We start from the raw sequence: 24,919 nt of genomic DNA, 5'->3' as shown, positions 1-24,919 counted from the left end.
CGAATGAATCATAACTCAAAACTGTTCGAATCGTCGAGCATCGAACACCGTGCGTGCTTGAATTCTTTGGAAAAGATGTCCATTATGCGTGTTCGGAGGCGGTGTCGATGTCGAAAATCGAAAATAAATCCGGATAGCAGTAGACAACGTTCGAACATGGTGTTATAAATCGAACATGACAAGTTACTCGAACAGTCGTTTGATGAAAAGGTCTAGACGGATTCTCCGCATCCGCCCTTGGACATAGTCTCCACAGCGTCGGGAAACGGTCGTACAACTCTTATTCTCTCGAGGCCGGCAACGGTGGGAGAGTCAACGTTGGAAAGGGAGAAAACATGATGTCTACGGTTTCAACCGCATTAGGTGTTAGCAGCACATCTGATATTGACTTTTCTCAAGTTTCCGAGCGCCCTGCTCGGACGACACGGAAAGCCCCGTTGGTGTGGGGTGAACGTAGTGCGTCTTGCACACAGCACGTCGTTCGGCCCGGTCAGCGTGCACGTAGTGCACAGCGCAATCGCAACGGGGCCTCATCGGCGCGAATGCGGAGGGACAGGTCGCGGCCCAGTCATGTCTCGGTCAACTACGGGCGTCCGTCTCTATCAGTTAGCAGGGCGCAGCAGTCCAATCGTAGTGATGTATCCGCAGGCACTAACCTGACTCGTTTGATGGCGGTATGGGCTCTAGGGCTTGGTGCTTTCTTCGGAGTTTTCGGCAGCGTGGTCTTTGAACAAGGGCAAAATGAGGCAGTCGAAAGCACCTTTACGTCTACGTACGCTTCCTACTCTGCGCAATAATCATTCCGGTTTCCGGTGTTGGGGTGGGACGTAGACTGGAGACTGTGTATTGCCAGTTTTGTCATCATGATCAGACACGAGTCTTGGACTCACGGTTAATAGATAACGGTATGGGGATTCGTCGCCGGAGAGAATGCCTGAATTGCGGTAAACGTTTTTCTACGATTGAACGCTCGCAGCTGATGGTCGTTAAACGGGATGGAATCCCTGAGGAGTTCAACCGTGAAAAGGTCATCCAGGGTGTTCGACGTGCGTGCCAGGGGCGTGAAGTATCAGAGTCTCAGCTGAAGAAGCTTGCACAAAAAGTGGAGGAGAGCCTCCGCGAGAAAGGCACGCCCCGGGTGGACTCAAACGATATCGGCCTTGCCATCCTTGAGCCGCTCAAAGAGCTGGACGAAGTTGGCTATCTCCGCTTCGCTTCAGTGTACAAGTCCTTTTCCTCCGCGGACGATTTCGCGCAGGAGATTGCCAGCATGCGGAAGGGGGAAAGAACCGCAGACAGATGGCAACGAGGTTAAAAAGAACTAACGCAGCTTATCCACACGTTTCTTTACTCGGGTTAGGGATACGCTCTGGGCGGTACCCAAGCGTTGTGCGAAAAGGCTGACACGCAGTTCTTGGATGAGCCACTGAATATCCCGTACCTCGGCGGAATTCGAACGTGCCTTAGGTAGCTGCTGAAGCTTTGCCGCCAAGTATTCGCGGGCCTCAGCCACCTCATCTTCACGTTCGGCATCGCGGTCCGGGTCACGGTTCATTTCCTCAAGTCGAATCTCCATTGCTTGGAGATAACGCGGCAAATGTCGTAGGTGCTGCCAACCGTGCCTTGCCACAGCGCCCTTAGGGAACATGAACTCGAGCTGGCGACGCATATCGTCAATGGCATCGCCTTCCCACTTGTTTAGCTGATTCACCACCGAGACATAACGGGGCATTGCCTGGGCAACGCCGACGACCAATTGGCGCACCTCTGAGGCAACCCCAGAACGAACGTGTTCGAGTAGCTTGTCGAATTCCTTCGGGTCGCGGACCGGGCCACCAGCAGCCATCATACGGTCGCGAATCACGGCGACACGGCAGTCCTCGACAAGCCCATCGGCGCCCCCATGCGGCCATGCGTCCACGCCAACACGTTGCTGAAGTGGAAGCCCCTTAGTCATTTGTGCACCATTTACTGGGCAATCCCGCAATAGCATTGTCAAATTTGTGGTCGCCAACGTCGCCTCAGCCTGAGCCTTAGTTGGTTTGACCTCGATGGCCACGCCATCCTTGGTGGTCACCAGTGTCGGATACATCGTGACGGACTGACCGTCGACAGTACTTTTGACCGTTTCTGAGACGGCGCCCAAGTTCTCTGAAGTCCACTTTTTCACAGCTTCTCGTGCTGCAGACTTCGAACGTTTCGACACAGCCGTTGAGACCGTCGAGGCATGGTTGTCTTGAAGCGCAGCAAGATCCCGGCTCTGGTCGACGATCTTTCCATGGCGGTCGACCACTGCGTAGTTAAAGCGCAAGTGTGCTGGAAGCTTCGAAGGGGCAAAGTCTGCACCATTGATGCCCGAGCCTCCGAGTCGTCGTAAAGCATCGGCAAAAATATCAACGAAGCGGCCTGAGTACGGAGTCATCGTCTCCAGCGCGCGGCGTGCGAAATCCGGGGCGGGGACAACGGACTTCCGTAGTGCCTTCGGCAGAGTGCGAATGTAGGCTTCCGCGAGCTCAGCGCGAAGACCTGGTACCTGCCAGTCGAAGCCATCTTCACGCAGACCTGCAAGAAGAGGCACGGGGACACGGAGAGTCACACCGTCATCAGGGGCGCCCGGTTCGAATTTATAGGACAGAGAGAAATCGACCGAGCCCTGCTGCCACATTTCGGGGAAGGCGTTGTCGTCGATGTCGCCGGCTTCGGGGTTGAGCAGCTTATTGGGATCAAAGTCCAGTAGATTTGGCTGCTTGGGCTTAGTTTTCTTCCACCAGCGGTCAAAATTGGTGGCCGTGGTGATAGAGGCGGGCAGCTTGGAGTCGTAGAACGCGTAGAGCACGTCGTCATCGACGACAATGCCACGGGAACGCTGCTTTTCCTCGATCTTCTCGGCTTCGGCAAGTTTGTCCTGGTTGTTCTTGAAGAACTCGTGATGTGTGTTCCACTCGCCGTCGACAAGCGCAGAGCGAATGAAGATCGAGCGTGCGGCGTCGGCATCGACTCGGTGATATGGCACCAGGCGATCAACCACCACAGGCACGCCGTAGAGCGTCGACTTCTGGTAAGCCATCGCTGCACCGCGCTTAGTCGACCAGTGAGGCTCTGAGTACTGGTGCTTGAGCAGATGAGGGGCTACCTTCTCTACCCACTGCGGCTGAATCGTGCCTACGTGGCGCGCAAAAGTGCGCGAGGTCTCGACGATTTCCGCAGCCATCACCCAGCGAGGCGGCTTCTTTGCCAACGCGGACGAGGGGTGAATGAGGAACTTAGTGTTGCGGGTGCCAGTAAATTCCTTGCCCTCGCCCTCGCGCGTACCAATCATCGACAACAGTCCCGGTAACAGCGACTTCGCCACCTCGTCGGGATTGTCGACACCACTGGTTGAGCTGCGGGCCGAAAGATGCCAGCCCAGCTCAGCCGTTGCCTGGTGGAGCTGACGCACCAAGTCCTGCCACTCGCGAACGCGCAGATAGTGGAGGTATTCGCGCTTGCACATCTTGCGGAACTGGTTACCGCTAAGCTCCCGGCGCTTTTCCTCCAGGTAGTCCCAGAGCTTCAGCAGGGAGTTGAAGTCGCTGGTGGTGTCCTTAAAACGGGCATGTAGCTGATCTGCCTGAGCTTGGAACTCCAGCGGACGTTCGCGAACATCCTGCAGAGACAAAGCGGCGACAATGACGGTTACCGCCCCGAGGGTAGTGTTCTCGTACCCTTCGACCAGCATGCGAGCAAGACGCGGGTCGACTGGGATACGGGCGATCTGTCGGCCGATGTCCGTCAGCTCGGGGCTGTCAGACCCCGACGTGGTGGCAATAGCCTGAAGCTCTGTGAGTAGGTTAATGCCGTCGCGGATTGCCTTGTGCTCTGGTGGCTGGACAAAGGGGAAGTCCTCAATCGCACCTAGCCGCAGTGAAATCATTTGCAGTACAACCGAAGCGAGATTGGTGCGCAGAATCTCCGGATCCGTAAACTCGGGGCGCGCGAGAAAATCCTCTTCGCTGTAGAGACGAATCGCCACACCATCAGCTACACGACCACAGCGTCCAGAGCGCTGATTCGCGGATGCCTGGCTGACGTCCTCGACTGGCAGGCGCTGCACCTTCGTGCGGGTGGAGTAGCGCGAAATGCGCGCGGTACCAGTATCGACGACATACTCGATACCAGGTACCGTCAGAGACGTTTCCGCAATGTTTGTCGCCAGCACAATGCGACGCCCGGAATGCGGAGTGAAGATCCGATGCTGCTCTGCATTAGATAGTCGACCGAATAGTGGAACGGCTTCTACACCCTTCCAGTGCTTGCCCTCGATGGCTTCGGCAGCTTCTCGAATCTCTCGCTCACCCGAAAAGAACACCAGGATATCGCCGTCGCCAAGCCGCATGAGCTCTTCACACGCAGCGATAACACCATCGATCTGCTCGATGGCGACTTCCTTCTCCTGCCCATTTTTCGCAACAACATTCCGCACCAGCGGGCGATAGCGGATTTCCACCGGATAGGTGCGCCCTGACACCTCGATGATGGGCGCAGGGTGCTCGTCGTCAGGCGCGAAATGACGAGCGAACCGCTCTGGATCAATCGTCGCCGAAGTGATAATGATCTTCAGATCTGGGCGCTGCGGCAGAATATGCTTTAAATATCCCAGCAGGAAGTCGATGTTGAGGCTGCGTTCGTGCGCCTCATCGATGATGATGGTGTCGTACTCACGCAACAGTCGGTCCCGGCCAATTTCGGCCAGCAGGATACCGTCGGTCATCAGTTTGATGCAGGTATCCTTGCCCACGCGGTCATCAAAACGCACGGCATAACCGACGTGCTGTCCAATCTTTTCGCCCAGCTCATGGGCGATGCGCTCCGCTACGGAACGCGCCGCAATACGACGTGGCTGAGTATGACCAATCTTGCCCCCCACGCCGCGACCCAATTCGAGGCATATCTTCGGGATCTGCGTAGTCTTACCAGAGCCAGTCTCACCAGCAATAATGACGACTTGATTGTTTTCAATTGCCTCTGCAATGTCGTCGCGGCGCGCGGACACCGGCAACTGGGCAGGGTAGGTGATGCGAGGAATCGCTTTACGACGATCTTCTAACCGCTCCAGCGCAAAGTTGAGGTCTGCAGAGATTGCAGACAGCGCCTTCGGCGCGGATGCTCGCTTTAGCCGGCGTCGGAAGGACTGAGCCTCCCGAATCGGCAATTGATCAGCGAGCTGGTAGAGCTCTTTTTTACGCGTGTCCTTAGCAGTTTTGCCAGAGCGCTGTGGCCTGGCGGAATTGCGGTGGCCGGAGTGGTGGTTTCCCGACTGGGCACGTGGAGCTGGTTTATCAGAACGGCTAGGAGTACTCATGATTGCCTACTAGATTAGCCGCGTCTGGGGAGACAACCCACATCTGTGCTGATTAAGAGGTGCTCGAGATAGTCCGATGGCAGCAGGGAGCGTCCTACTTTGCCGCCGCTAGCTCTTCGGCAACTTCCTTGCAGTCCTCGCGCCCACAGTGCTGTGTCTCGGTGTGCTCCCAGCAATCATCGCAAATAAGCACCTGACGACGGCAGGTATCTTCGTTGATGCAGTTCTGGAAGGTGTTTGTGGGCTTGCCGCAGTGGACGCAGTGTCCGAGCTGTACGTAGTCCTCGTCTTCGATGCCATCGCCAAACTCCATATGCATGCGCTTGTCGAAGACATAGAGGGAGCCTTCCCACAGCCCCTTATTGCCAAACTTTTCGCCGTAGCGCACAATACCGCCGTCGATTTGGTAGACCTCTTCGAAACCGCGGTTCTTCATAAGTGCGGAGAGAATCTCGCAGCGGATGCCGCCGGTGCAGTAGGAGATAATCGGCTTGTCCTTCATCCAGTCGTACTTACCGGATTCCAGTTCGTCGATGAAGTCGTGCGTGGTCTTTACGTCCGGGACGACAGCGTTTTTAAACTTGCCAATCTCGGCTTCCATTGCGTTGCGGCCATCGAAGAAGATGACATCGTCGCCGCGTTCCTCGACCAGTTTATTGACCTCTTCCGGCTTCAAATGTGTGCCGCCGCCAATGACACCATCGACATCGACTTTCAGCTCACCCGGAGCACCGAAAGCGACGATTTCGTCGCGAACCCTGACGGAGAGTTTTGGAAAGTCATCAGCGCCGCCTTCGCTCCACTTGAACTGCATGGAGTGAAAAGCGGGGTACTGCTTGGTTTTCTTGATGTACTTCTTGCAGGCATCGAGATCACCGCCGACGGTGCCGTTGATGCCGTGCTCGGACACCAGAATGCGGCCCTTGAGCCCTAACGACTCGCAAAGATCGCGCTGCCACAGCATGATGGCACGCGGATCGGACAGTGGGGCGAACTGGTAGTACAGAAGAATCTTGCTGATGCTCACGGGGACTATTCTAGTCTGCTCTCTCAGTTATCCTATTTTCGGCGTGAGCTGCTGGTATGGCTTAGTGCTTCTGGTAGAGAGCCTTCTTCTGGTACTTAGGCTCCGAAGTCACTAGCACACCGAGGTTGCGAAAAATTGTTTCGTCCACGCTGCCCAGAATGGTGGTGGTGTGGACATCGCAGTTTCGAAGGTTCTTCAGCTCGGCGAGAGCGGCGCGGGCATCGTCGCTGGTGGCGGCCGACACGGAAAGTGCGATAAGAACCTCGTCGGTATGCAAGCGGGGGTTGCGGCTGCCCAGGTGATGCGTTTTAAGCGTTTGAATTGGCTCGATGGCAGCTGGGGAGAGCAAGTGCAAGTCCGGGTCGATATTGGCGAGCTTCTTGAGCGCATTGAGCAGCATTGCTGCTGAGCATCCGAGCAGTTCAGAAGTCTTGCCCGTGATGATTGTGCCATCGTGCAATTCGATTGCGCTGCCCGGCGCCCCGGTAGATTTCTCAACTTCAAGCGCTGGTGCGACGACTCGGCGGGCGGCTGTCGACACGTTGGCCTTGCTCATAATCATGGCAATGCGCTGTGAGACTTCGTCGTCTGCGCTGTTCTTGTGTTCGTCGACAAGAGCCTTGTAGTAACGGCGAACGATTTCCTGGTTGGATTCCTCTCGGCACACTTCGTCATCGTCGATACAGTAACCGGCCATATTGACGCCCATGTCGGTCGGTGACTTGTACGGTGACTCGCCCGCGAGCTTCTCCAACAGAGTGCGCAGCAGTGGGAAGACCTCGACATCGCGGTTATAGCTAGTGACCTTGGTGTCATAGGCGGCCAAATGAAAAGGGTCGATGAGGTTGATGTCATCGAGATCAGCCGTCGCCGCCTCGTAGGCCAGATTTACCGGGTGTTCGAGCGCCAGGTTCCAGATAGGGAAGGTCTCAAACTTTGCGTAACCGGAACGAATCCCGTGTTTGTGATCGTGGTAAATCTGCGATAGACAGGTCGCCAGCTTTCCGGAGCCTGGGCCCGGCGCTGTGACAACGACCAGGTCCCGCGTCGTTTGCGCCCATTCATTGAGGCCGAAGCCGGCTTCACTGACAATTCTCTCAGTGTTTGTCGGGTAGCCCTCGATATTGCGATGGCGGATCACGCTCAATCCGAGTCGCTGCAGGCGCTCAATGAAGTTCTTTGCCAGGGTGTTGTCGTCGGAAAGCTGCGTGACGACGACGCTGCCGACTAGAAACCCGCGTTCACGAAAGACATCGACGAGGCGCAGCACATCGTCTTCGTAAGTGATGTCGAGGTCAGCGCGAACCTTGTGACGCTCCAAATCCTTGGCATTGATGCACACCATGATTTCCAGATCGTCCTTGAGGCGATCGAGCATAGCGATTTTATTGTCAGGTGTGAAGCCGGGGAGCACGCGCGAGGCATGCATGTCATCAAATAGCTTGCCGCCCATTTCGAGATAGAGCTTGCCGCCTTCACCTGCGATGTCTGCGCGCCGCTTCTTAATATGAGCGGATTGCATTTCGATGTACTTCTCGCGGTTAAAACCGACAGCCTGAGCCATGGTGCCCTTTCTGAAGTTGTGTCTGCGGGGGAGCGCGCTAAAGCTTGCGAAATTCTACTGTGTCCATGGTAGTGATACCGCCTTGCGAATGTCGTATCGGTTACTACTGTCGCGGGGGGAATTTTGGAAACTTTGGCTTATTAGGCCACGCGTAGGGGATTGGATGATTAATCTCCCATGTATTGATATTCAAAAAGAAATATGAAGAGGATGTGACATGCTCGATTCCCAGATGGCATCATCGTCGAATTCGGCAGAACCAACCGCACGCGCCCCGTACCAAGTGGGCAGGCGAGGTTTCCTCGTCGGAGCAACTGCCGTGTCAGCTGCGAGTATGATGCCTGCCGTAGGTGGTGCACCAAAGGCAAACGCGGCTCCTGCAAACGGGGCTTCTGCCGCCGCGGGGAATTCGACCACCAATTTGAATGTCGGTCGGGGAATGGCTGACATGACAGGCGAGCCACTCGGCGCTGGCATGAACGGGTATGCGGTCATGGATCAGACCACCTCGGGTCTGCGTCTTCGCCAGATGGCGCGTGCATTCATCTTCGGTGATGACAACGACAACCGTGTCGTCCACGTCACCGCAGATATGGGGCTCATGTTCCAGTCCATTCAGATGGAGGTCTTGCGGCGCCTACGGGCACTCTTCGGTGACCTTTACCATGAGGGCAACGTGCTTATCGGCGCCTCCCATACCCACGTCGCACCAGGGGGAACATCAGGGCATCTCATGGTCGATCTGACGACCCTTGGCTTCCGCCCGGTAACTTTCGAAGCCGCCGTCGTCGGCATTGTTAAGTCCATTGAACGTGCACATGCCGACTATCAGCCATCCACTATCCACCTGACCAAAGGCATTGCCACAGATGCTGGCGTCAACCGCTCGCGCGAGGCATTCGAGCGCAATCCCAAGGAAGAACAGCAACTTTTCCCCAATGGTGTCAATCCGGAAAGCCACACTCTTCATGTCAGCCGCGGTGGGCGGGCAGTCGGCCTCATTAACTGGTACGGCATTCATCCGACCACCTTTGGTCCAGAGCACACCATTATCGACGGCGATAACAAAGGCTACGCAGCGTGGAAGATGGAAAAGGATCACGGAGTAGTTCATCGCGAACCGGCTGGTGCTCCCTTTGTTGCCGCATTCGCTATGTCGTGTCCCGGTGACATCAGCCCGAACATGGGGCTCGAGCCAAATTCGGGCCCAGGCAACGGAGACGAAGCAGAGTCCGCCCGCATTCTCGGTCAGCGTCAGATTGACGCTACCCAAGGCCAGGCTATTGCACTGCCAGGAGGCGGAATCTCCACTGTCCACAAGTGGGTCAACCTTGGCGATGTCGACATCAAAGGCCAATTCACGCCCGACGGCCAGCCACACCGCACTGGACCGGCAATCCTCGGTGCGGCCTTCGCAGCCAGTAGCCAGGAGGACGGCGGCGGCGAACCAGCCCTAGGTTTCAACGAGGGCCAGCGCGGAGGCACACCGTGGGTACGTCAGCTCAATAACGTCGTGCTCCCGCAGAATATCGGGGAGATTCAGGGCGAGAAAGAATGCCTGCTGCCAGTGGGCTACATCGATGGTCTTCTCCAGCAGACCCACATGTTCTCCATCACCCGCATAGGTGGCTTCACCTTAATCACCAACGGCCTTGAACCCACCACGATGTCGGGTTACCGCATGCGTCAGCACGTCGCTGAAGTCCTCGGCGTTCCAATCGACACTGTCATCTGTCAGGGTTACACCAACAGCTATGGGCACTACGTCACTACTCCGGAAGAATACGATCAGCAGGACTACGAGGGCGGCGCAACGGCTTTCGGCAAGTACACGCTCAGTGCGATGATCTCCATCTATCACGATCTCGCCCACGCGCTTGCCGACGGCCTGGCTGTCGACCCAGGTAGTGCTGCAGGTGATCTCACTGGAGTTATCCCGCCGTCGCCAGCAGGAGGAAAGATTATCGATTCCGCACCAATGGGCAAGAATTTTGGTGACGTGCTCGAATCGACTGCAAGCGTCACGGTAGGACAGAAGGCCGTTGCCCAATTCGTCGCGGCAAATCCGAATAACGACTTGCGACTGGAAGACGGCTACCTACTTATCAAGAATGACCGCGGTGAGATTGTTTCCGACGACTGGGACCAGGCAACTGTCATTGAATTTGCCAAGGACGGTATTTACACCACCGCCAAGGTCACCTGGGAGACCGGAGGAGTCGCGCCGGGCAAGTATGACATCATCGTGCGTGGTAGCGCGTTGGGTGCCGGTGACTCGCTGAACCCATTCGAGGGAGTCGCCGCGGTGGAGCTCGTGTAAGAACGTCCAATTAAATACGTCCAGGCGCACAATGTGACTTATACTTCGGCCTTTAAAAATTCATCAATGGCTTGTCTCACGTATAGTCCGTTGTGCGCATTATTTGTATGTATCCGTCAATTTGGCAGGAGCAATTTGCTTCATGAATACCTCAAACGATCCATATAGCAACAACGATCCTTACGGTGACGGCAGCCGGGACAATGAGTCCAATAACTATGACTCCCAGAGTCACGGTTTTCCCAACAATGGTTCGCAGGACTACAACCCTTACGGGTTCGATTCGGACGCACAACATGGCCCACGTGGACCAGAGGATTCGCCACAGTGGAATCAGGCTTACGGCCGTGAACAGGCTTATGGCGAAATTCCTTCTTATGGAACTGGCGAGTCGCGCGATAGTTACGGCGGGCAACCCTATGGTGCGGACTCGAGCTACTGGCAGCACCAGTCCAGCGGGGCTTCTGCAGCCGGTGCACTTGCTCCCGGAGTCAACATGCCAGGTGGCGATGAGCCGCCGGTGAAGCCTGTGGCACAGGGGCCGACGAAGGTCGACATTGGAAGTGCCTTTTCCGCGGCGTTTCGTAGTCTAAACAGCAATTTTGCTTCCTGGCTTGGCATCATGCTGACGTTCTTCGCCGTACTAGTCGCCCTGATTGTTGGCGCAGCGGCAATTCTCTTTGCATCTGGTGACTTCGATCCGGACTTTGAGCCGAACTATCCAGGCGATGTTCCGTTTGAGGATCTAGGGTCAATGTTCGCGACTCTCGGCGCGATGGCACTCCTATTTGCTGTGGGCATGTTCGCGATGCAGGCATTTATGCTGCGCGGTGCATTCGAAGCTGTCGACGGGCGAGTGCCGAGCTACGGTACTTTCTTCCGTGTAAACCGGTGGGGATCTCTTATCGGTGTCTACATTGTCACGTTCCTGGTGGGGTTGCTCGCCATGCTTCCAGGGATGGCACTCTTCATCGCTGGAGCATCCCTGTCTGCCAACGGCAGTGAAGCTGCCGCGGCAATGATCCCACTGGGCTACTTGGTTTTGTTGTTGACGTCGATATTCATCATGCCAATCACAGCGACTATGCCACTACTTGTTTTCGATGGTCGAGCAACCGCGCTTGAGTCGCCGGTTGTCGCTTGGCGCTTGGTGAAGCCCCAGTATTGGACAATGCTTGTTGCATTCATTCTGACGTCGATTGTTTCTTCCGCAGGTGCAATGCTCTTCTATATCGGTATGTTGTACACAGTCCCGCTTGCTCTCCTCGTGCAAGTACATATCTACCGTCAGCTCATCGGTGGCCGGCGGGTTATTAATGAAGCCCAGGAGAATCCGGGTTATTACCCGCCACAGCAGTAGCCAAAAACGAACAAGAAATAGCGCCCAAGGAACCGGTACAAATTGGTTCCTTGGGCGCTATTTCGTTAGCAGGTAATCCTGCGGGGGAGCGTTCGGCTATCAAAAGCCGAACCGATGCTCCGAAAATTTAGCGAGTAGCCTCAGCGAAGACAGCCTGTGCAACACCAGAGACGGTGCCTGCAATCTTCACAGCTTCCCAGACCTGCTCCTTGGTCAGACCAGCATCGCGGACGACCTTTGCGTGAGAAGTCACGCAAGCTTCACAGCCGTTGATGGCAGAAACTGCCAGAGACCACAGCTCGAAGTCTTCCTTCTCGACACCCGGATTGGAGATGATGTTCATGCGCAGGCCGAACTTGACCTGTGCGTAGTCATCACCGAGCATGTGGCGAGTGCGGTAAGCAACGTTGTTCATGCCCATAACGGTGGCCGCACCAAGCGCAGACTCGAAAGCCTCGTCAGACAGGTGCTCCTTGGCTTCCTCAGCGATCTCGGAGAAAACGGTCTCGTTGCGGGTGGCAGCAGCGGATGCAAGCAGGGTACCCCACAGCTGCTGCTCGGAGAGTTCCGTAGAACGGGTGAGAGTGCCAAGGTTCAGCTTCATGTCCTTGGCGTACTCCGGTAGACCGGAACGAAGGTTATCGATGCTCATATGAGTTACTTCAGCTCCTGCTTCAGAACGTCCATCTTGTCGATGTTCTTGGTCGGGTCATTCTTCTGCCAGTTACATGCGCAGACCTCTTCAGACTGAAGAGCGTCGAGAACACGCAGAACCTCGTCAACGTTACGACCGACAGCGTCCGGGGTAACGGAGACGAACTGAATGATGCCGTCCGGGTCAATGATGAAGGTAGCGCGGTCTGCAACACCGTCAGCGTTCTCGACGCCGAGTGCACGCATTAGGTCGTGGCGGATGTCGGAGAACATCGGGAACGGGATGTCCAGCAGTTCCTCGTGGGTTGCACGCCAGTTGAAGTGGGAGAACTCGTTGTCGCCAGAGCCACCGAGAATAACGGTGTCGCGGTCCTCGAATTCCTCATTCAGCTTGCCGAATGCAGCAATCTCAGTCGGGCAGACAAAGGTGAAGTCCTTCGGGTAGAAGAAGACGACCTTCCACTTACCTTCGTAGGACTCATTGGTTACCTGCTCGAAGTAGTCATCCGGAGAAGAAGCGTTTGCATCACGCAGGTTGCCGCCCTTGAGAGCGGTCAGAGAAAACTCGGGGAACTTGTCGCCAACAGTCAAAATTGCCATGGAATCCTCCTGAATGTATTCCTTTTGGGGTCACACACCATTATGCCTATGGATTCCCGAACCGTCAAGAGGAAAAAGTTAATAAGCTCGTGTAGGCTTATAGGTATGCGTAATAGAGATTATCGGCCCACTTTGCCTCAGTTACGTGCCTTTGTCGCGATTGCCGATACCGGTCACTTCGGTCAAGCCGCTGCCCGCCTCGGCATTTCACAGCCCAGCCTGTCACAAGCGCTTTCCACCCTTGAGCAGGGACTGGGGGTGCAGCTTGTAGAGCGTTCGACTCGCCGAGTGCTGGTGACGCCACTCGGTCGCGGTCTGATTCCATATGCCCGCCAAGCATCTGAAATTGTTGACGAGATTGTTGCTCGCGCCTCTGGCCGTACAGATGATTTGTCCGGACCACTATCCATTGGTGTTATCCCCACGGTTGCTCCATACGTGCTGCCCAACTTCCTGCAGTTGGTTCGTGACGAGCTGCCAGATTTAAAGCCTAGGATTGTCGAAGAGCCGACCGAGCGCCTCATCGAATCACTCCGCTCCGGCACAATTGATGCAGCCATCATGGCACTGCCATCCGATGTGCCTTCCTTTGAAGAGATTTACCTCTACGACGAGGAGTTCTACATCGTCGTGCCAGAGGAGCATCCGCTGGCAGGTAAGGAAGACGTAAAGCTTGAGGCGATCAGGGACTTGGACTTGCTCCTGCTTGACGACGGTCATTGCCTGCGCGACCAAGTGTTGGATATTTGTCGCAAGGTCGATGCTGTTCACGGCGAGACCTCCAGCTTGGAAACACGGGCGGCTTCTCTATCGACCGTCGTGCAGTGTGTTGCCGGTGGGTTGGGGCAGTCGCTTGTACCGGAATCGGCTGTCAAGATTGAGGCCGACCGTCCCGGCCTGGCTGTTGCGCGATTCGAAGGTCCGGCACGGCCGGGACGCACCATAGGGCTGGTTCACCGGGCATCATCGGTACGCGGTGGCGAGTTCAATCGAATTGCCGAACTGGTACGGCAGGCATACATAGACGCTGTTGCCTAAAGTTCTCTTGGCGGATGCCGCAGTAGGGTATGAAATAAGAAAAACCGGGCTGGTAGTTCCAGCCCGGTTTTTGCGTTTATCCCTGAATAATTCGCAGCGATGCCAACCTGACCTCGCCGTATTCATCAGATGCAGCCAAGTCAACGTCCGCTTCAAAGCGCCAGCCGTGGTCGCCCTCGGGATCATCAAGTATCTGGATCACATGCCAAAGACCCTCACCAGCCGAGCGGTCAATCGAAATCATATCGCCGCCGCGAGCCTTTGCATCGATCCCTAGGTCATCGTATTCATCGAAGTAGTCATCCATCGCGGCAGGCCAATCTGGTGCGTCGTCGAGGTAGTTGTCCAGGTCGGCCAGCTCCTCCTCCTTTTCAAAGGCAAAGAGCTGCACGTGGCGGAACATGAGATTGCGCACCATACGGGTAAATGCACGCTCATTGCCGGTAAGAGGCCGAGACTCGTCGGTGCCAAAAGCCGCTTCTTTGAGAGTTTCTTCGTCCAATGGCTTGTCCGGATCGGCCATCTGCGCCCATTCATCTACCAGGGAGTTATCCACCTGCACAACGAGCTCGCCGAGCCATTCCACAATGTCCCGGAGCTCCTCGTTAGCAGCTTCCGGTGGGAGAGTGTGTCGCAAAGTGCGCCAGGCATCGGTGAGGTAGCGCAAGAAAATACCTTCGGAGCGGGCGATTCCGTACTCAGATACCACGTCCGAGAAAGTCATGGCCTTTTCCACCATCTCGCGCACCACAGATTTGGGCGACAGCGAAAACTCACGCACCCACGGGTGGCCTTGAGCATAGGTGTCGAATGCGCCCTCCAGCTCGTCGGCAAGCGGCATCGGCCATGTGATGTCTTCGACGATGTTCATACGTTCGGTGTAATCAACGCCTTCGGACTTGAGCGCGGCGATTTCTTCACCGCGTGCCTTTTTCTGCTGCGCGATGAGCAGTGGGCGAGGGTCTTCCAGAATTGACTCAAACACACTGATGACATCGAGTGCGTAGTTCGGGCTGTCCTTATCCAGCAGTTCGAGCGCGGCGATGGCGAAAGGCGACAGTGGTTGGTTGAGCGCGAAGTCACGCTGCAGCTCCATTGTCAGCTTGGGGCGGCAGTCATCGCCCTCGCCATGCGTGACGACGATTCCCGCGTTGACCAAACCGCGGTAGAGCTCAATTGCGGTCAGAATAGCCTCATTTTGCTGGTGGCGGGTGTCGTGATTGGTGCGCAGCAGATGACGCATGTGTTCGTAGGTATCGCCACCACGTGCAATGACGTTGAGCAACATACCGTTGGTAACTACAAAGCGGCTGGTCAGCGGCTCTGGTGGCTGAGAAACGATTTTGTCGAAGGTCTTTTCCGACCATGTCACTTCGCCTTTGGGAACGGACTTCAGCCGCAACTTCTTCAGTTTGGCCTCATCCTGGCCGGCACGGCGCCGCAGCTTGGCGTTTTCGATTTCGTGTTCAGGTGCTTCGACAACTACGGTGCCCTCGGTGTCGTAGCCAGCACGGCCGGCTCGTCCAGCAATCTGGTGGAACTCGCGTGACTTGAGAATACGGCTACGACGGCCATCGAACTTGGCCAAACCGGTAATCAGCACCGTGCGAATAGGCACGTTGATCCCGACGCCGAGGGTATCCGTGCCACAGATGACCTTCAGCAGACCAGTCTGAGAGAGACGCTCAACCAAGCGACGGTACTTCGGCAGCATTCCCGCATGATGGACGCCAATGCCCTGGCGCACCAACTTGGAAAGAACTCGACCAAAGGCCGTGGTAAACCGGAAATCGCCAATCTCTTCGCGAATCCGCTCCTTTTCCTCCTTCGTCAGCAGCTTCAGACCGGTCAGTGCTTGCGCCTGTTCAGCTGCTTGGCGCTGGGAGAAAAAGACAATGTAGATTGGGGCTTTGCCGGATTCCAGCAACTCCGCCAGCGTGTCATGAACTGGTGTGTAGACATAGTGGAAATCCAGCGGTACCGGGCGCGTCGTACCTGTAACAAGGTTGACGTCGAGTCCCGTGCGTTCCTTCAAATCCGTCTCAAACTTCGAGGTGTCTCCGAGAGTGGCGGACATCAACAGGAATTGGCAACGGGAAAGCTCGAGTAAGGGCACTTGCCATGCCCACCCGCGATCGGGATCCGCATAGAAGTGGAATTCATCCATTACCACCTGGTCAATATCGGCGTCGGCCCCGTCTCGCAGGGCGATATTGGCGACAATTTCCGCAGTTGCGCAGATGATGGGTGCACCACCGTTGACGGTGGCATCGCCGGTCATCATACCGACATTCTCAGCGCCAAAGACCTCGCAGAGGGCAAAGAACTTCTCGCTGACCAAGGCCTTAATAGGCGCTGTGTAAAAGCTGCGCTGGCCACGAGCGAGGGCGCAGAAGTGGGCAGCAATAGCCACCATGGACTTGCCCGACCCTGTCGGAGTGGCAAGGATGACGTGGTCGCCACCAGCGAGACCAATAGCGGCCTCCTCCTGGGCAGGGTAGAGCGTGATGCCCTGATCCCTGGTCCAGGCAATGAACGAGTCCATAATCGCATCGTCGAAAAGGGACTCAGGAACCTCAGCTAGGTCGGGAAGCATTTCAGATAGTGACACGCTTCCCACCCTAGCGGTAACCCCGGATTAGAAGCGGAACCAGGGCTTCCAGCCGCGCCGACGGCGAGGCTTTTCCGGTTCACCGGATTCTTCGCTTTCCGCCTGCTCTTCCCGAGGCTGTTCGGACTCAGGCTGTTCGGCAGTGTCGTCTGCAGAAAACTCCACAGACCTATCATCCGCCGAGGCCGACTCGGGTTCTTCCGAGTGTGCGTCAGTGTCCTCTGATGTAGTTGCCGAGGAATCCGCGTTGGCCGGGGTCTCCGCCTCGTCGTCAAGCGAGGAAGAATCTTCTACTGGACGCAGCGGCTGAGAAGCGAGGAACTTCTCGAACTCAGCGCCAATCTCGTCGGCCGAAGGCATCTCGCCGTTAGGCCCAAGCAGGGGAGACGCCTCCAGCTCTTGACGACGTTGAACCTCCTGGTCGTACTGTTCCTCGAGAAGATTGACCAGCTGAGAGATCTCGCCGGAATCATTCGTCTGCGTATTGAGCAGCTCCGCCACCCGCGCGGATTCCTTCTCCAACGCCTCAAGCGGGAGCTCGAGCTTGGCTAGCTTTGCTACCTCCTGCAACAGCCGCAGTGACGCCAGCGGATACTCAGAGGCCGCGACATAGTGTGGCACCTGTGCGGTGAAACCAAAGGCATCACAACCGCGGCTTGCGAGCTCGTACTCAATGTTCAGGCTCGCAGCACCCGGAACCGTGACGCGGTTTCCCCAGGTATGCATATCACCGAGTTTCCGCTTATCTGTGCCGTGGGCGATGATACCCAGCGGTCGGGTGTGCGGAACCGTCATCGGCGCCGAGTACAGCGACACAGTCCGACCGACATCGTAGCGCTCCGCCAAATCTGCCACGGCAGTCGAGAAAGCCTCCCACCGCATGTCTGGCTCAGGGCCAGAAAGCAGTAAGAACGGCTTGCCGATGTTGTCGCGAACCACATTGAGCGACAGGTTCAAATCGGATACATCCACAATCTGGTCGTGGTTCATCGTCACAGAGGGACGGCGAGAACGATAATCAATCAGCTCGTCGATAGAAAAGTTCACCAATGGACGGTGCTCGAGAGCGTCCAAGAGGAAACTAGCTGATTCCGAGACGGCATTACCGGCATCCGCATAACCGCTAAGTGCAATGACCAGGGTCAGATGCCCCTCGCTTCCCGTTACGTCAGGAACCGGGAAAACTACCTCGTACATATTGCCCTGAGGCTTGTCGGTCGGATCACTCACGTACGACTACCTCCTGCATCACATTTTTCGTCATTTGAAGTAAACAACCACGATACCGCAGAAATTATTCCAGTTATCCACAAGTTGAAAGTAGTCCACAGATGGGCCGATTTTTCCGGTCGCGCACAAGCAAGGCTTTTGCGGATTCGATAACAATGAGAGCCACCAGATGGCGAGAGGATTGTCCGCTGTCGAGCTATTCCAATGGGGGAAAAGGGGTAAGGAATTAATGGGAAACAAAAAGAACTTCGGTGCAGGACAAAAGCCTGAAATTGAGCCGAGTGTTTTTCTGACGAACCTGCCGGGAATCGTTGGATTCTATCCGCGGGGGCAGGTAGTGATTGCGGCGTTGTATCGTCAGCAGGTCGAAGATCTCATCGATGGCAAGGTCGAGTTTGATCCGACAGCGCATGCTGGCCCGATGCTGATTAAGGATGTGGACTCGATGGAGAACAACCCGGACATGGTGCGGGCAGCCGCGGACTTCCTGCTCGATGAAGGATGCACTCACGCAGATGTGTTTATCATCGACGAATCCTGGGGGATTGAAAAGAACTCAACACCTATTACAGGCTGGCTGCGAGAAGGCGGCCTGCACGAGGTGCGTTTGGCGGGCGTTGCCACTATTGCGGCGGGGGAAGTTGTCACGGACGAGCAGGGAGAGATCGTCGGCATTGTCGGTGACAGTCTGATGACCGACAATGCAAATCTAATCTCCCGGCAGGGAGAGCAGATTTTCAAAAACTATGAGGAGTACCGCAGCTATTTTCGAGGTGGCCAATTCCGCGACAGTAAAGACAGGGCTCTGATTGAACGCCTCCGGGAACGAGCGACAGCCGTTGAGCAGCCGAGGAAGCTCAAGATTGGTTCGGACAATCCCGCGCTTATTGAGCACTTCGACATGCTAAAAACCGCCGTGGAAAACGTGGCCGATGGTGTTATGGATGCACATGAGGCGGTGCGCGATGAAAACGCAGGATATGCCATTGCAGCAGCACTGACCAACGTCACCTTGCGCGATATGTCCATGATTTTCATTACTACGCAGTTGGCGCAACCAATGGGAGAAATCTGGCGCGAGGCCGCAATTGTCCACCGCGGCAGCCTGCGTGCAAACGCTTTAGCGTGTTTTGCCATCGCAAAGTTCGCGGCTGGGCTGGAGAACTATGCGCAAACAGCCCTTGATGAGGCAGCGGCGGAGCAGCCGAATCATTCACTGACTCAGTTGCTGGAAATTGCGGTCGCCAATCAAATTGTGCCGAGGTGCGTTGGCACAATTCTTGGTGCGGCACAAGAGGTACTGCGCAGGGTATACAAGGTGAAAATGCCGCGTATTGATTAGCGCCCCTGCAAACTGTGCTGCAGTACCTAGCGGTGCGCCGAGTGGGCTCGGTCGCCGAGGGTCTTGGTGTACTCCCATGCATCGGCGACGATGGTTTCCAGCTCCGTATGATTGGGCTTCCATCCGAGCTCGTCCATGGCGCGCTGAGAAGAGGCAATAAGGGTTGCCGGATCGCCAGCTCTGCGCGGCGCATCCTCAGCGGGAATCGGGTGACCGGTGACCTTACGGCAGGTCTCAATGACCTGGCGAACTGAAAAGCCGTCGCCAGAACCGAGGTTAAAGATACGGTGCGTACCCGGCGTGTTGGACTCCAGTGCCAAGACATGCGCATCGGCGAGGTCTTTGATGTGGATGTAGTCACGCACGGCGGTGCCGTCCGGAGTCGGCCAGTCATTGCCAAAGACCATAATCTTGTCGCGGTGACCGAGCGCAACTTGCAGTACCAGTGGGATGAGGTGAGTTTCCACCTCACGGTTTTCGCCAAAACCGCCCCAGGCACCCGCCACATTGAAGTAACGCAAGCTGGTGGCGCCGATGTTGTATGCCTTGGCGTAAGAGGCGATGGCGTAGTCCATTGCCAGCTTGGTGGCACCGTAAGGGTTGGTCGGCGCGGTTGGCATGTCTTCGGTAATTGGTGTCTTCTCTGGCTCACCGTAGGTTGCAGCTGTCGAAGAGAACACCAGGTTATTCGTACCGGTATCACGCATCGCGTCGAGTAGCTTCAGGGTTTGGCCCACATTGTTGTGCCAGTAGTCGGAAGGAACTTCGACGGACTCGCCAACAAGCGATTTCGCAGCGAAATGAACGACGCCGTCGAAGCTGTCGGAGGACAGAACCTCGTAGGCCTTGTCCGCCACATCACCTTCGACTAGGGTCGCGCCCTCCGGCACCGCATCACGGTTGCCAACAGAGAAGTTGTCCAGAATGGTGACGTCGTGGCCAAGAGAAATCAATACTGCCGAGCACACGCTACCGACGTAGCCGGCACCACCAGTGACGAGGAGTTTCATTTGATAATCACCATGATCGCGTGAGACAGAGTATCCGGAATGTCAAGAGAATGATCACCGCGGGCGAGAGTCACGCGGCCGGCGGCAACCTCGGCAAGTGCCTCAGCACCCGGCATAATTCCGGCCTTGTGGAGACGCTTCATGTAGCTCTGCTCGACCTGCAGGATTTCGTTAATCTGGACGATTTCAATGGTGTATTCACCGGGGTTTAGGTCGGACAGTCGGCGAACGTTCTCTAACGGCTTTGGTGACTGAGTCCCACCGAGGTCTTCCAAACCGGGAATCGGATTGCCGAATGGGGAGCGTGTGTAAGAGTCGAGCACGTCGAGAAGTTTGCGCTCGACCTCGTCACTCATTACGTGCTCCCAGCGGCAGGCTTCATCGTGAACCTTGTCCCATTCGAGGCCAATGACATCCGTAAGTAGGCGCTCAGCTAGGCGGTGCTTACGCATGACAGCCGTGGCCAGCCTGCGGCCCTCGTCGGAAAGCTGCAAGCTGCGATCTGGGGCAACTACGAGAAGGCCATCGCGCTCCATGCGCGCAACGGTTTGGCTAACGGTCGGCCCCGACTGCTCAAGGCGTTCGGCAATGCGAGCACGCAAAGGAATAATGCCCTCTTCTTCGAGTTCGAAAATCGTACGTAAGTACATTTCCGTGGTGTCAACCAAATCCCTCACGGTTTTCCTCCGATAACACAGTCTTAAAAGTTTTCACTCAAGTATTAGGATAACCACACTTGCGCAAGAATGATGTTAGGGCTCGCAAATCCAGTGGCTTTGGTGCCGATTAGGCAGCGAAAAGCTTGGTTCGGTGGGCGCTGCTGAGACGGAAGGGAGCGTACGCGATGTCGGAAGCTCGACGTGCAGACGAAAACGCCGACCGCCAGTGTGGATGAAACTCCCGCACGGGGTCGGCATTGAAGTCCAGCTCTAGCTCAGGGCTGAAATTGGGAACCCTATCGATGTCACCGCCATGTGGCGTTAGTTTGCGTACTCACGCAGCTTGTCAGCACGGTCGCCCTCGCGCAGCTTGGACATTACTTCCCGCTCAATCTGGCGGACGCGCTCTCGAGACAGGCCAAAGTGGCGGCCAATCTGATCCAGCGTGCGGGGCAGGCCATCGTCGAGACCGTAGCGGAGCTTAATGACTTCCTGCTCCCGAATCTCGAGAGTGGACAGAACCTTGCGGACATCGTGGTGACGCAGGGAAGCGACAACTGCCTCCTCGGCATCAGTTGCCTCTGAGTCCTCGATGAAGTCTCCCAGAGGAGCTTCCTCATCAGTGCCCACAGGCATGTCCAAGCTCACCGGGTCGCGGGACTGACGCAGCAGCATCTCAATCTTGGCTTCTGGAATGCCGGATTCCTCTGCCAATTCCTCATTCGTAGCCTCACGGCCGAGCTGCTGGTAGAGCTCACGCTTGATACGAGAAATTTTGTTGACCTGCTCAACCAAATGGACAGGGAGTCGAATAGTGCGCGACTGATCAGCCATACCGCGGGTAATAGCTTGCCGAATCCACCACGTTGCGTAGGTGGAGAACTTGTAGCCCTTGGTGTAGTCGAACTTTTCCATGGCGCGGATGAGGCCCAAGTTGCCCTCCTGGATTAAATCCAGCAGCGGCATGCCGCGGTTGGTGTAGCGCTTCGCCAGCGAGACCACAAGACGGAGATTGGCTTCGAGTAGGTGGGCACGTGCGGCCTTACCTTCCTTCGCCAAAATCTTGACATCACGCTTCTTTGCGCGGGTCATTTTCGCGCCGGTCTGCAGCAAATGCTCGGCGTATACGCCAGCTTCAATGCGCTTAGAAAGCTCCACCTCTTCTTCAGCGCTGAGAAGAGCAGTCTTTCCGATGCCGTTCAAATACACACGAACCAAATCGGCGGACGGGTTGGAGTTATTGCCGGAGCGGCGCCCCTTGTCCCTTGCCTGACCTTCCAGTTCGTCATTTTGAATATCGGCACTCTTCATGAATCTGCCTCCTGGATTTTTAAGTGGACTCAATAACTACAACGCACGGAGTTACGAAAATGTTCCCGTGAAAGACGATGAATGTCAATAGGGTAATTTTGCCATGCAAATATAATGTTAAGAATGACTACCGTCACTAGCATTCCACGAGAACTGTAAAGGGTCCATCATTGACTGATGTGACCTCCATCATTGCCCCAAATTGTCCCGTTTCGACCGTCAAGCCACGATCGCGCAAGTTCTCGACAATTTTTTCAATGACGGGCTCGGCCTCTGGGCCCGGAGCTGCGTCTACCCACGACGGCCGCCGTCCCTTCTTTGTCGCCCCCATCAACGTGAATTGGCTAACGACGAGCACCGGGGCGCCAGCGTCGACAGCGCTGAGCTCGCCATCCAGAATGCGCAGCTCCGCAATCTTGCGGGCCATCGTTTCCCAAGCATCGGCAGCGTCCTCGCGGCCAACGCCTACGAGCGCCAAAATGGCGCCAGTATCGCCTCCGTCAACGTGGCCAACAACGGAGCCGTCGACAGTGACTGACGCGGATTTAACTCGGGTGAGAACGGCTTTCATTTACTGTTTATCCTCCAAGAGCTCGGTGGGGAGAATCAGACCATGGCGAACCAGGTCAACGACAATGGGAACTAGGGCGTCCTTGATTGCAGGTACTTTGGACTCATCGAAGGCTCCAAACATTGCCATGATGTCGATGACGGAGCCCAGCGCAGCTTCGGGATGCAGCGCACCCAGAACGGTTGCCACGGACTCATCGATTGAGTGTGTCCAGGCGGGGCCGTCGGTGCGTGAGATGCGCGTATCGAACTCAGTGAAGCCCTGGCCGCTTTCGACGTCGGCAAGCGAAACGCGTTCGATGGCGACGCCGGGGCGCACAGTAAAGGCAGCTTCGAGGATGGTGCCAGCAGTTTGTGTACGAAGCCATTCGGCGCGGCCGAGATACTCCTCGGCTTCGGCGGCGAAGGGAGCACCCAAAGGCTGAGGCATTTCCTCACAAGCAGCGGAAGTCGGGCCGTTGATGCGTTGGACTGTGATGTAGCCGAACCCGATGCCTGTCACACCGCTGTTGCGGAAATGCTCCAGCCAGGCACGGGAGCGCTCGCAGCCTTCTGGACTGCGGGGGTCGATGGACTCGTCTCGAAGCCAGGTGCCGATGTATTCCGCCGGCGTAGCGAGATCCCGTTGTGTTACCCACACTTCGAGGCCCTCAGCAGGGAGCCAAGAGGCGATGCGCTGTTGCCAACTTTCGCCCTCGATATGGGCCCAAGCGCCGAGTAGATGCGCCGTGCCGCCGTCGGTAAGATAGTCGGCCAGATTGCGGATCATAAGCTCGGTGGCACCGTCCAGATTCAATCCTGAGTCACGGTAAACATGTTCCACACTTGGCAGCCCTACGACGAACGGCGGGTTGGCCACAATGCGGTCAAACTTTTGTCCTGCAACCGGTTCAAACCACGAACCTTCGAGGGCCTGCGCCTGGTCGAAGCTATTTGCTGCGAAAGTAGCGCGGGCAAAAAACAGCGCCCGGGGGTGAATGTCCGTCGCGACAATCGACTTTGCATCAGGCTGGGCAAGGCTCTGGATGCCACAACCGGCGCCGAGATCGAGGACGGATTCCACCGCCGAGGTCGGCGAAATATCGAGGAGGGAGCGGGAAGCCCGCCCTACGCCCAGGACATGATCGGGTCCAGGAACGTGATCGCTCATAGAGGCGTCGCGGTCGGAAAAGACAATACGGTCGACTCCCGCAATCTCGACCGGGCGCACATCGATACACACCTGTGCGTTGGCGGCGGTGCCGGCAAGTATGCCGCTGTCCAGTAACTTGGCTGTCAGCTCAGCCCCAAATAGCTGCTCTGCGTCGGCGAAATCGCCCAGGATGAGAAGCCGCAACGCGGTCACAGTATCCGCAGAAACGCCCTCAGTTTCGGTTAGTAGAACATCGACAACGCCGGGTTCACCGCGGTCCAGCGCGGCCAACCCCTCGGCGCCTAGGACTCGACGCAGTGACTCGTCGGAAAACTCAAGGCGCCTAAGCGTGGTTGCGAATTCCTCCGCACAGTCGACAAAAGCACGAAGCTGCTGATCAGTCGGTGGGGTGAAGGTGGAGGGGGAAAAGGTCATCGTAGGCACTACCTTCGTCGTAAAGCGGGGCGCAGGGGCTAGTTAGGGGAGCTTGATGACGGATCGTCGTCTTCCGGCATATCGATGATATTTGCATCATCGAAGGGATTTGAGGTGGTCTCGTTACCTGACTGCGGCGGTGTGTCGGTGTCATCGGTACTGGCGGCAGAACCGAGTGCGCGCATCTCCGCTTCCTTGAGGGCGCGCTGGCGCTGCTGCTCCTCCCATTTGCGGTTTTGCTCGCGTACAACTCCAGGCTTGTAGACGCGCGGTTTGCGCTTGTCAGCGGGTTCTCCAACACCATTGGCGATGACAACCGCGATCCACGGCATCGGTACGGAGACAACCATGAGAATCGCCGCAATCCACGGCACATCCCACCACAGATAAAAAGCGCCGGAAAGAAGCAGCAGCGGAATGCGAGACCATTGCAGGGCCGCGTAGACGTGGCGGCGGTGGTCATAGTTGCGAATTCGAGAGCCGCGGGCGTCGGTAATCAACGCCGCGTCTTTCTTGCGTCGCCGGGAACTTCCGCGCTTCGGCAGCGCGGAGTCGCGACGGTCATTGATTCGCGCCATGGTTGTCTAGCATACGCCTGTGGCGTGGGGTCGTCTCAACTAGCTATGCCCGTTGCAGCCGCATGCTCGCGTAGTCGTAGCGATGTTGTGGATGGCTGTGGAAGGCAGCGGTCAGCAGCGGCCAGCACCTGGGTCGC

At 56.5% G+C, this 24,919-nt stretch carries 18 protein-coding genes; 5 read left to right on the top strand and 13 right to left on the bottom strand.

All coding sequences use genetic code 11. The annotated features are described in order from the left end of the window. Positions 1 to 841 precede the first annotated feature (841 nt). Positions 842 to 1,315: a transcriptional regulator NrdR gene (nrdR, locus tag NQ014_RS03325; RefSeq protein WP_257073725.1), complete on the top strand. Its 474-nt coding sequence runs from the start codon at positions 842 to 844 to the stop codon at positions 1,313 to 1,315. A gap of 6 nt (positions 1,316 to 1,321) precedes the next feature. On the opposite strand, the gene hrpA is transcribed toward nrdR, so the two are convergent. The 3 genes from hrpA to NQ014_RS03310 form a co-directional block, all read right to left on the bottom strand. Continuing rightward, complete coding sequence (gene hrpA / locus NQ014_RS03320; protein WP_257073724.1) at positions 1,322 to 5,341, bottom strand: ATP-dependent RNA helicase HrpA; 4,020 nt, start codon at positions 5,339 to 5,341, stop codon at positions 1,322 to 1,324. A gap of 94 nt (positions 5,342 to 5,435) precedes the next feature. Beyond that, positions 5,436 to 6,368, bottom strand: a complete 933-nt coding sequence (locus tag NQ014_RS03315) for a rhodanese-related sulfurtransferase (RefSeq protein WP_257073723.1) — start codon at positions 6,366 to 6,368, stop codon at positions 5,436 to 5,438. 61 nt (positions 6,369 to 6,429) lie between these two features. Further along, positions 6,430 to 7,932, bottom strand: coding sequence for a DUF1846 domain-containing protein (locus NQ014_RS03310; RefSeq protein WP_257073722.1), 1,503 nt, complete (start codon positions 7,930 to 7,932; stop codon positions 6,430 to 6,432). 217 nt (positions 7,933 to 8,149) lie between these two features. Between NQ014_RS03310 and NQ014_RS03305 the strand changes: the two genes are divergently transcribed. Beyond that, on the top strand, positions 8,150 to 10,252 hold the full coding sequence (locus tag NQ014_RS03305) for a neutral/alkaline ceramidase (RefSeq protein WP_257073720.1): 2,103 nt from the start codon (positions 8,150 to 8,152) through the stop codon (positions 10,250 to 10,252). A gap of 142 nt (positions 10,253 to 10,394) precedes the next feature. Further along, positions 10,395 to 11,612: a hypothetical protein gene (locus NQ014_RS03300; RefSeq protein WP_257073719.1), complete on the top strand. Its 1,218-nt coding sequence runs from the start codon at positions 10,395 to 10,397 to the stop codon at positions 11,610 to 11,612. A gap of 127 nt (positions 11,613 to 11,739) precedes the next feature. Here NQ014_RS03300 and NQ014_RS03295 read toward each other — a convergent pair whose 3' ends face one another. Beyond that, positions 11,740 to 12,264, bottom strand: a complete 525-nt coding sequence (locus NQ014_RS03295; protein WP_016422636.1) for a carboxymuconolactone decarboxylase family protein — start codon at positions 12,262 to 12,264, stop codon at positions 11,740 to 11,742. A gap of 5 nt (positions 12,265 to 12,269) precedes the next feature. Further along, positions 12,270 to 12,866, bottom strand: coding sequence for a peroxiredoxin (locus NQ014_RS03290; protein WP_016422637.1), 597 nt, complete (start codon positions 12,864 to 12,866; stop codon positions 12,270 to 12,272). Positions 12,867 to 12,971: 105 nt separating this feature from the next. Between NQ014_RS03290 and NQ014_RS03285 the strand changes: the two genes are divergently transcribed. Then, positions 12,972 to 13,904 carry a hydrogen peroxide-inducible genes activator gene (locus tag NQ014_RS03285; RefSeq protein WP_257073716.1) on the top strand — a complete coding sequence of 311 codons (933 nt, stop codon included), beginning with the start codon at positions 12,972 to 12,974 and terminating at the stop codon, positions 13,902 to 13,904. Positions 13,905 to 13,980: 76 nt separating this feature from the next. On the opposite strand, the gene NQ014_RS03280 is transcribed toward NQ014_RS03285, so the two are convergent. Together NQ014_RS03280 and NQ014_RS03275 are read right to left on the bottom strand one after the other, a co-directional pair. Continuing rightward, positions 13,981 to 16,500 carry an RNA helicase gene (locus NQ014_RS03280; protein WP_257073778.1) on the bottom strand — a complete coding sequence of 840 codons (2,520 nt, stop codon included), beginning with the start codon at positions 16,498 to 16,500 and terminating at the stop codon, positions 13,981 to 13,983. A 42-nt stretch (positions 16,501 to 16,542) separates the two neighbouring features. Continuing rightward, positions 16,543 to 17,745: a PAC2 family protein gene (locus tag NQ014_RS03275; RefSeq protein ID WP_257073714.1), complete on the bottom strand. Its 1,203-nt coding sequence runs from the start codon at positions 17,743 to 17,745 to the stop codon at positions 16,543 to 16,545. Positions 17,746 to 17,974: 229 nt separating this feature from the next. On the opposite strand from NQ014_RS03275, the gene NQ014_RS03270 reads away from it, so the two are divergent. Further along, complete coding sequence (locus NQ014_RS03270; RefSeq protein ID WP_257073712.1) at positions 17,975 to 19,087, top strand: DUF4192 domain-containing protein; 1,113 nt, start codon at positions 17,975 to 17,977, stop codon at positions 19,085 to 19,087. Positions 19,088 to 19,113: 26 nt separating this feature from the next. Here NQ014_RS03270 and galE read toward each other — a convergent pair whose 3' ends face one another. The 6 genes from galE to NQ014_RS03240 all read right to left on the bottom strand — a co-directional run bounded on the left by galE (position 19,114) and on the right by NQ014_RS03240 (position 24,782). Next, positions 19,114 to 20,097, bottom strand: coding sequence for a UDP-glucose 4-epimerase GalE (gene galE / locus NQ014_RS03265; RefSeq protein WP_257073710.1), 984 nt, complete (start codon positions 20,095 to 20,097; stop codon positions 19,114 to 19,116). Continuing rightward, positions 20,094 to 20,774 (bottom strand): metal-dependent transcriptional regulator, encoded by a 681-nt coding sequence (locus tag NQ014_RS03260; RefSeq protein WP_257073708.1) that lies wholly within the window; start codon positions 20,772 to 20,774, stop codon positions 20,094 to 20,096. The genes galE and NQ014_RS03260 overlap by 4 nt, the downstream gene beginning before the upstream one ends. A gap of 303 nt (positions 20,775 to 21,077) precedes the next feature. Then, a complete protein-coding gene (locus tag NQ014_RS03255; RefSeq protein ID WP_257073706.1) occupies positions 21,078 to 22,067 on the bottom strand; it encodes a sigma-70 family RNA polymerase sigma factor in 990 nt (329 codons plus the stop codon). Between the two features lie 136 nt (positions 22,068 to 22,203). Continuing rightward, on the bottom strand, positions 22,204 to 22,638 hold the full coding sequence (gene dtd, locus NQ014_RS03250) for a D-aminoacyl-tRNA deacylase (protein WP_257073705.1): 435 nt from the start codon (positions 22,636 to 22,638) through the stop codon (positions 22,204 to 22,206). Beyond that, positions 22,639 to 24,204: a class I SAM-dependent methyltransferase gene (locus NQ014_RS03245; protein WP_257073704.1), complete on the bottom strand. Its 1,566-nt coding sequence runs from the start codon at positions 24,202 to 24,204 to the stop codon at positions 22,639 to 22,641. A gap of 38 nt (positions 24,205 to 24,242) precedes the next feature. Beyond that, positions 24,243 to 24,782 (bottom strand): DUF3099 domain-containing protein, encoded by a 540-nt coding sequence (locus NQ014_RS03240; protein WP_257073703.1) that lies wholly within the window; start codon positions 24,780 to 24,782, stop codon positions 24,243 to 24,245. Positions 24,783 to 24,919 lie beyond the last annotated feature (137 nt).

Origin of the sequence: Corynebacterium sp. 5QC2CO (genome assembly GCF_024580435.1) — a bacterium.
Taxonomy (GTDB): domain Bacteria; phylum Actinomycetota; class Actinomycetes; order Mycobacteriales; family Mycobacteriaceae; genus Corynebacterium; species Corynebacterium jeikeium_D.
This window is presented reverse-complemented; position numbering and strand designations above follow the sequence as displayed.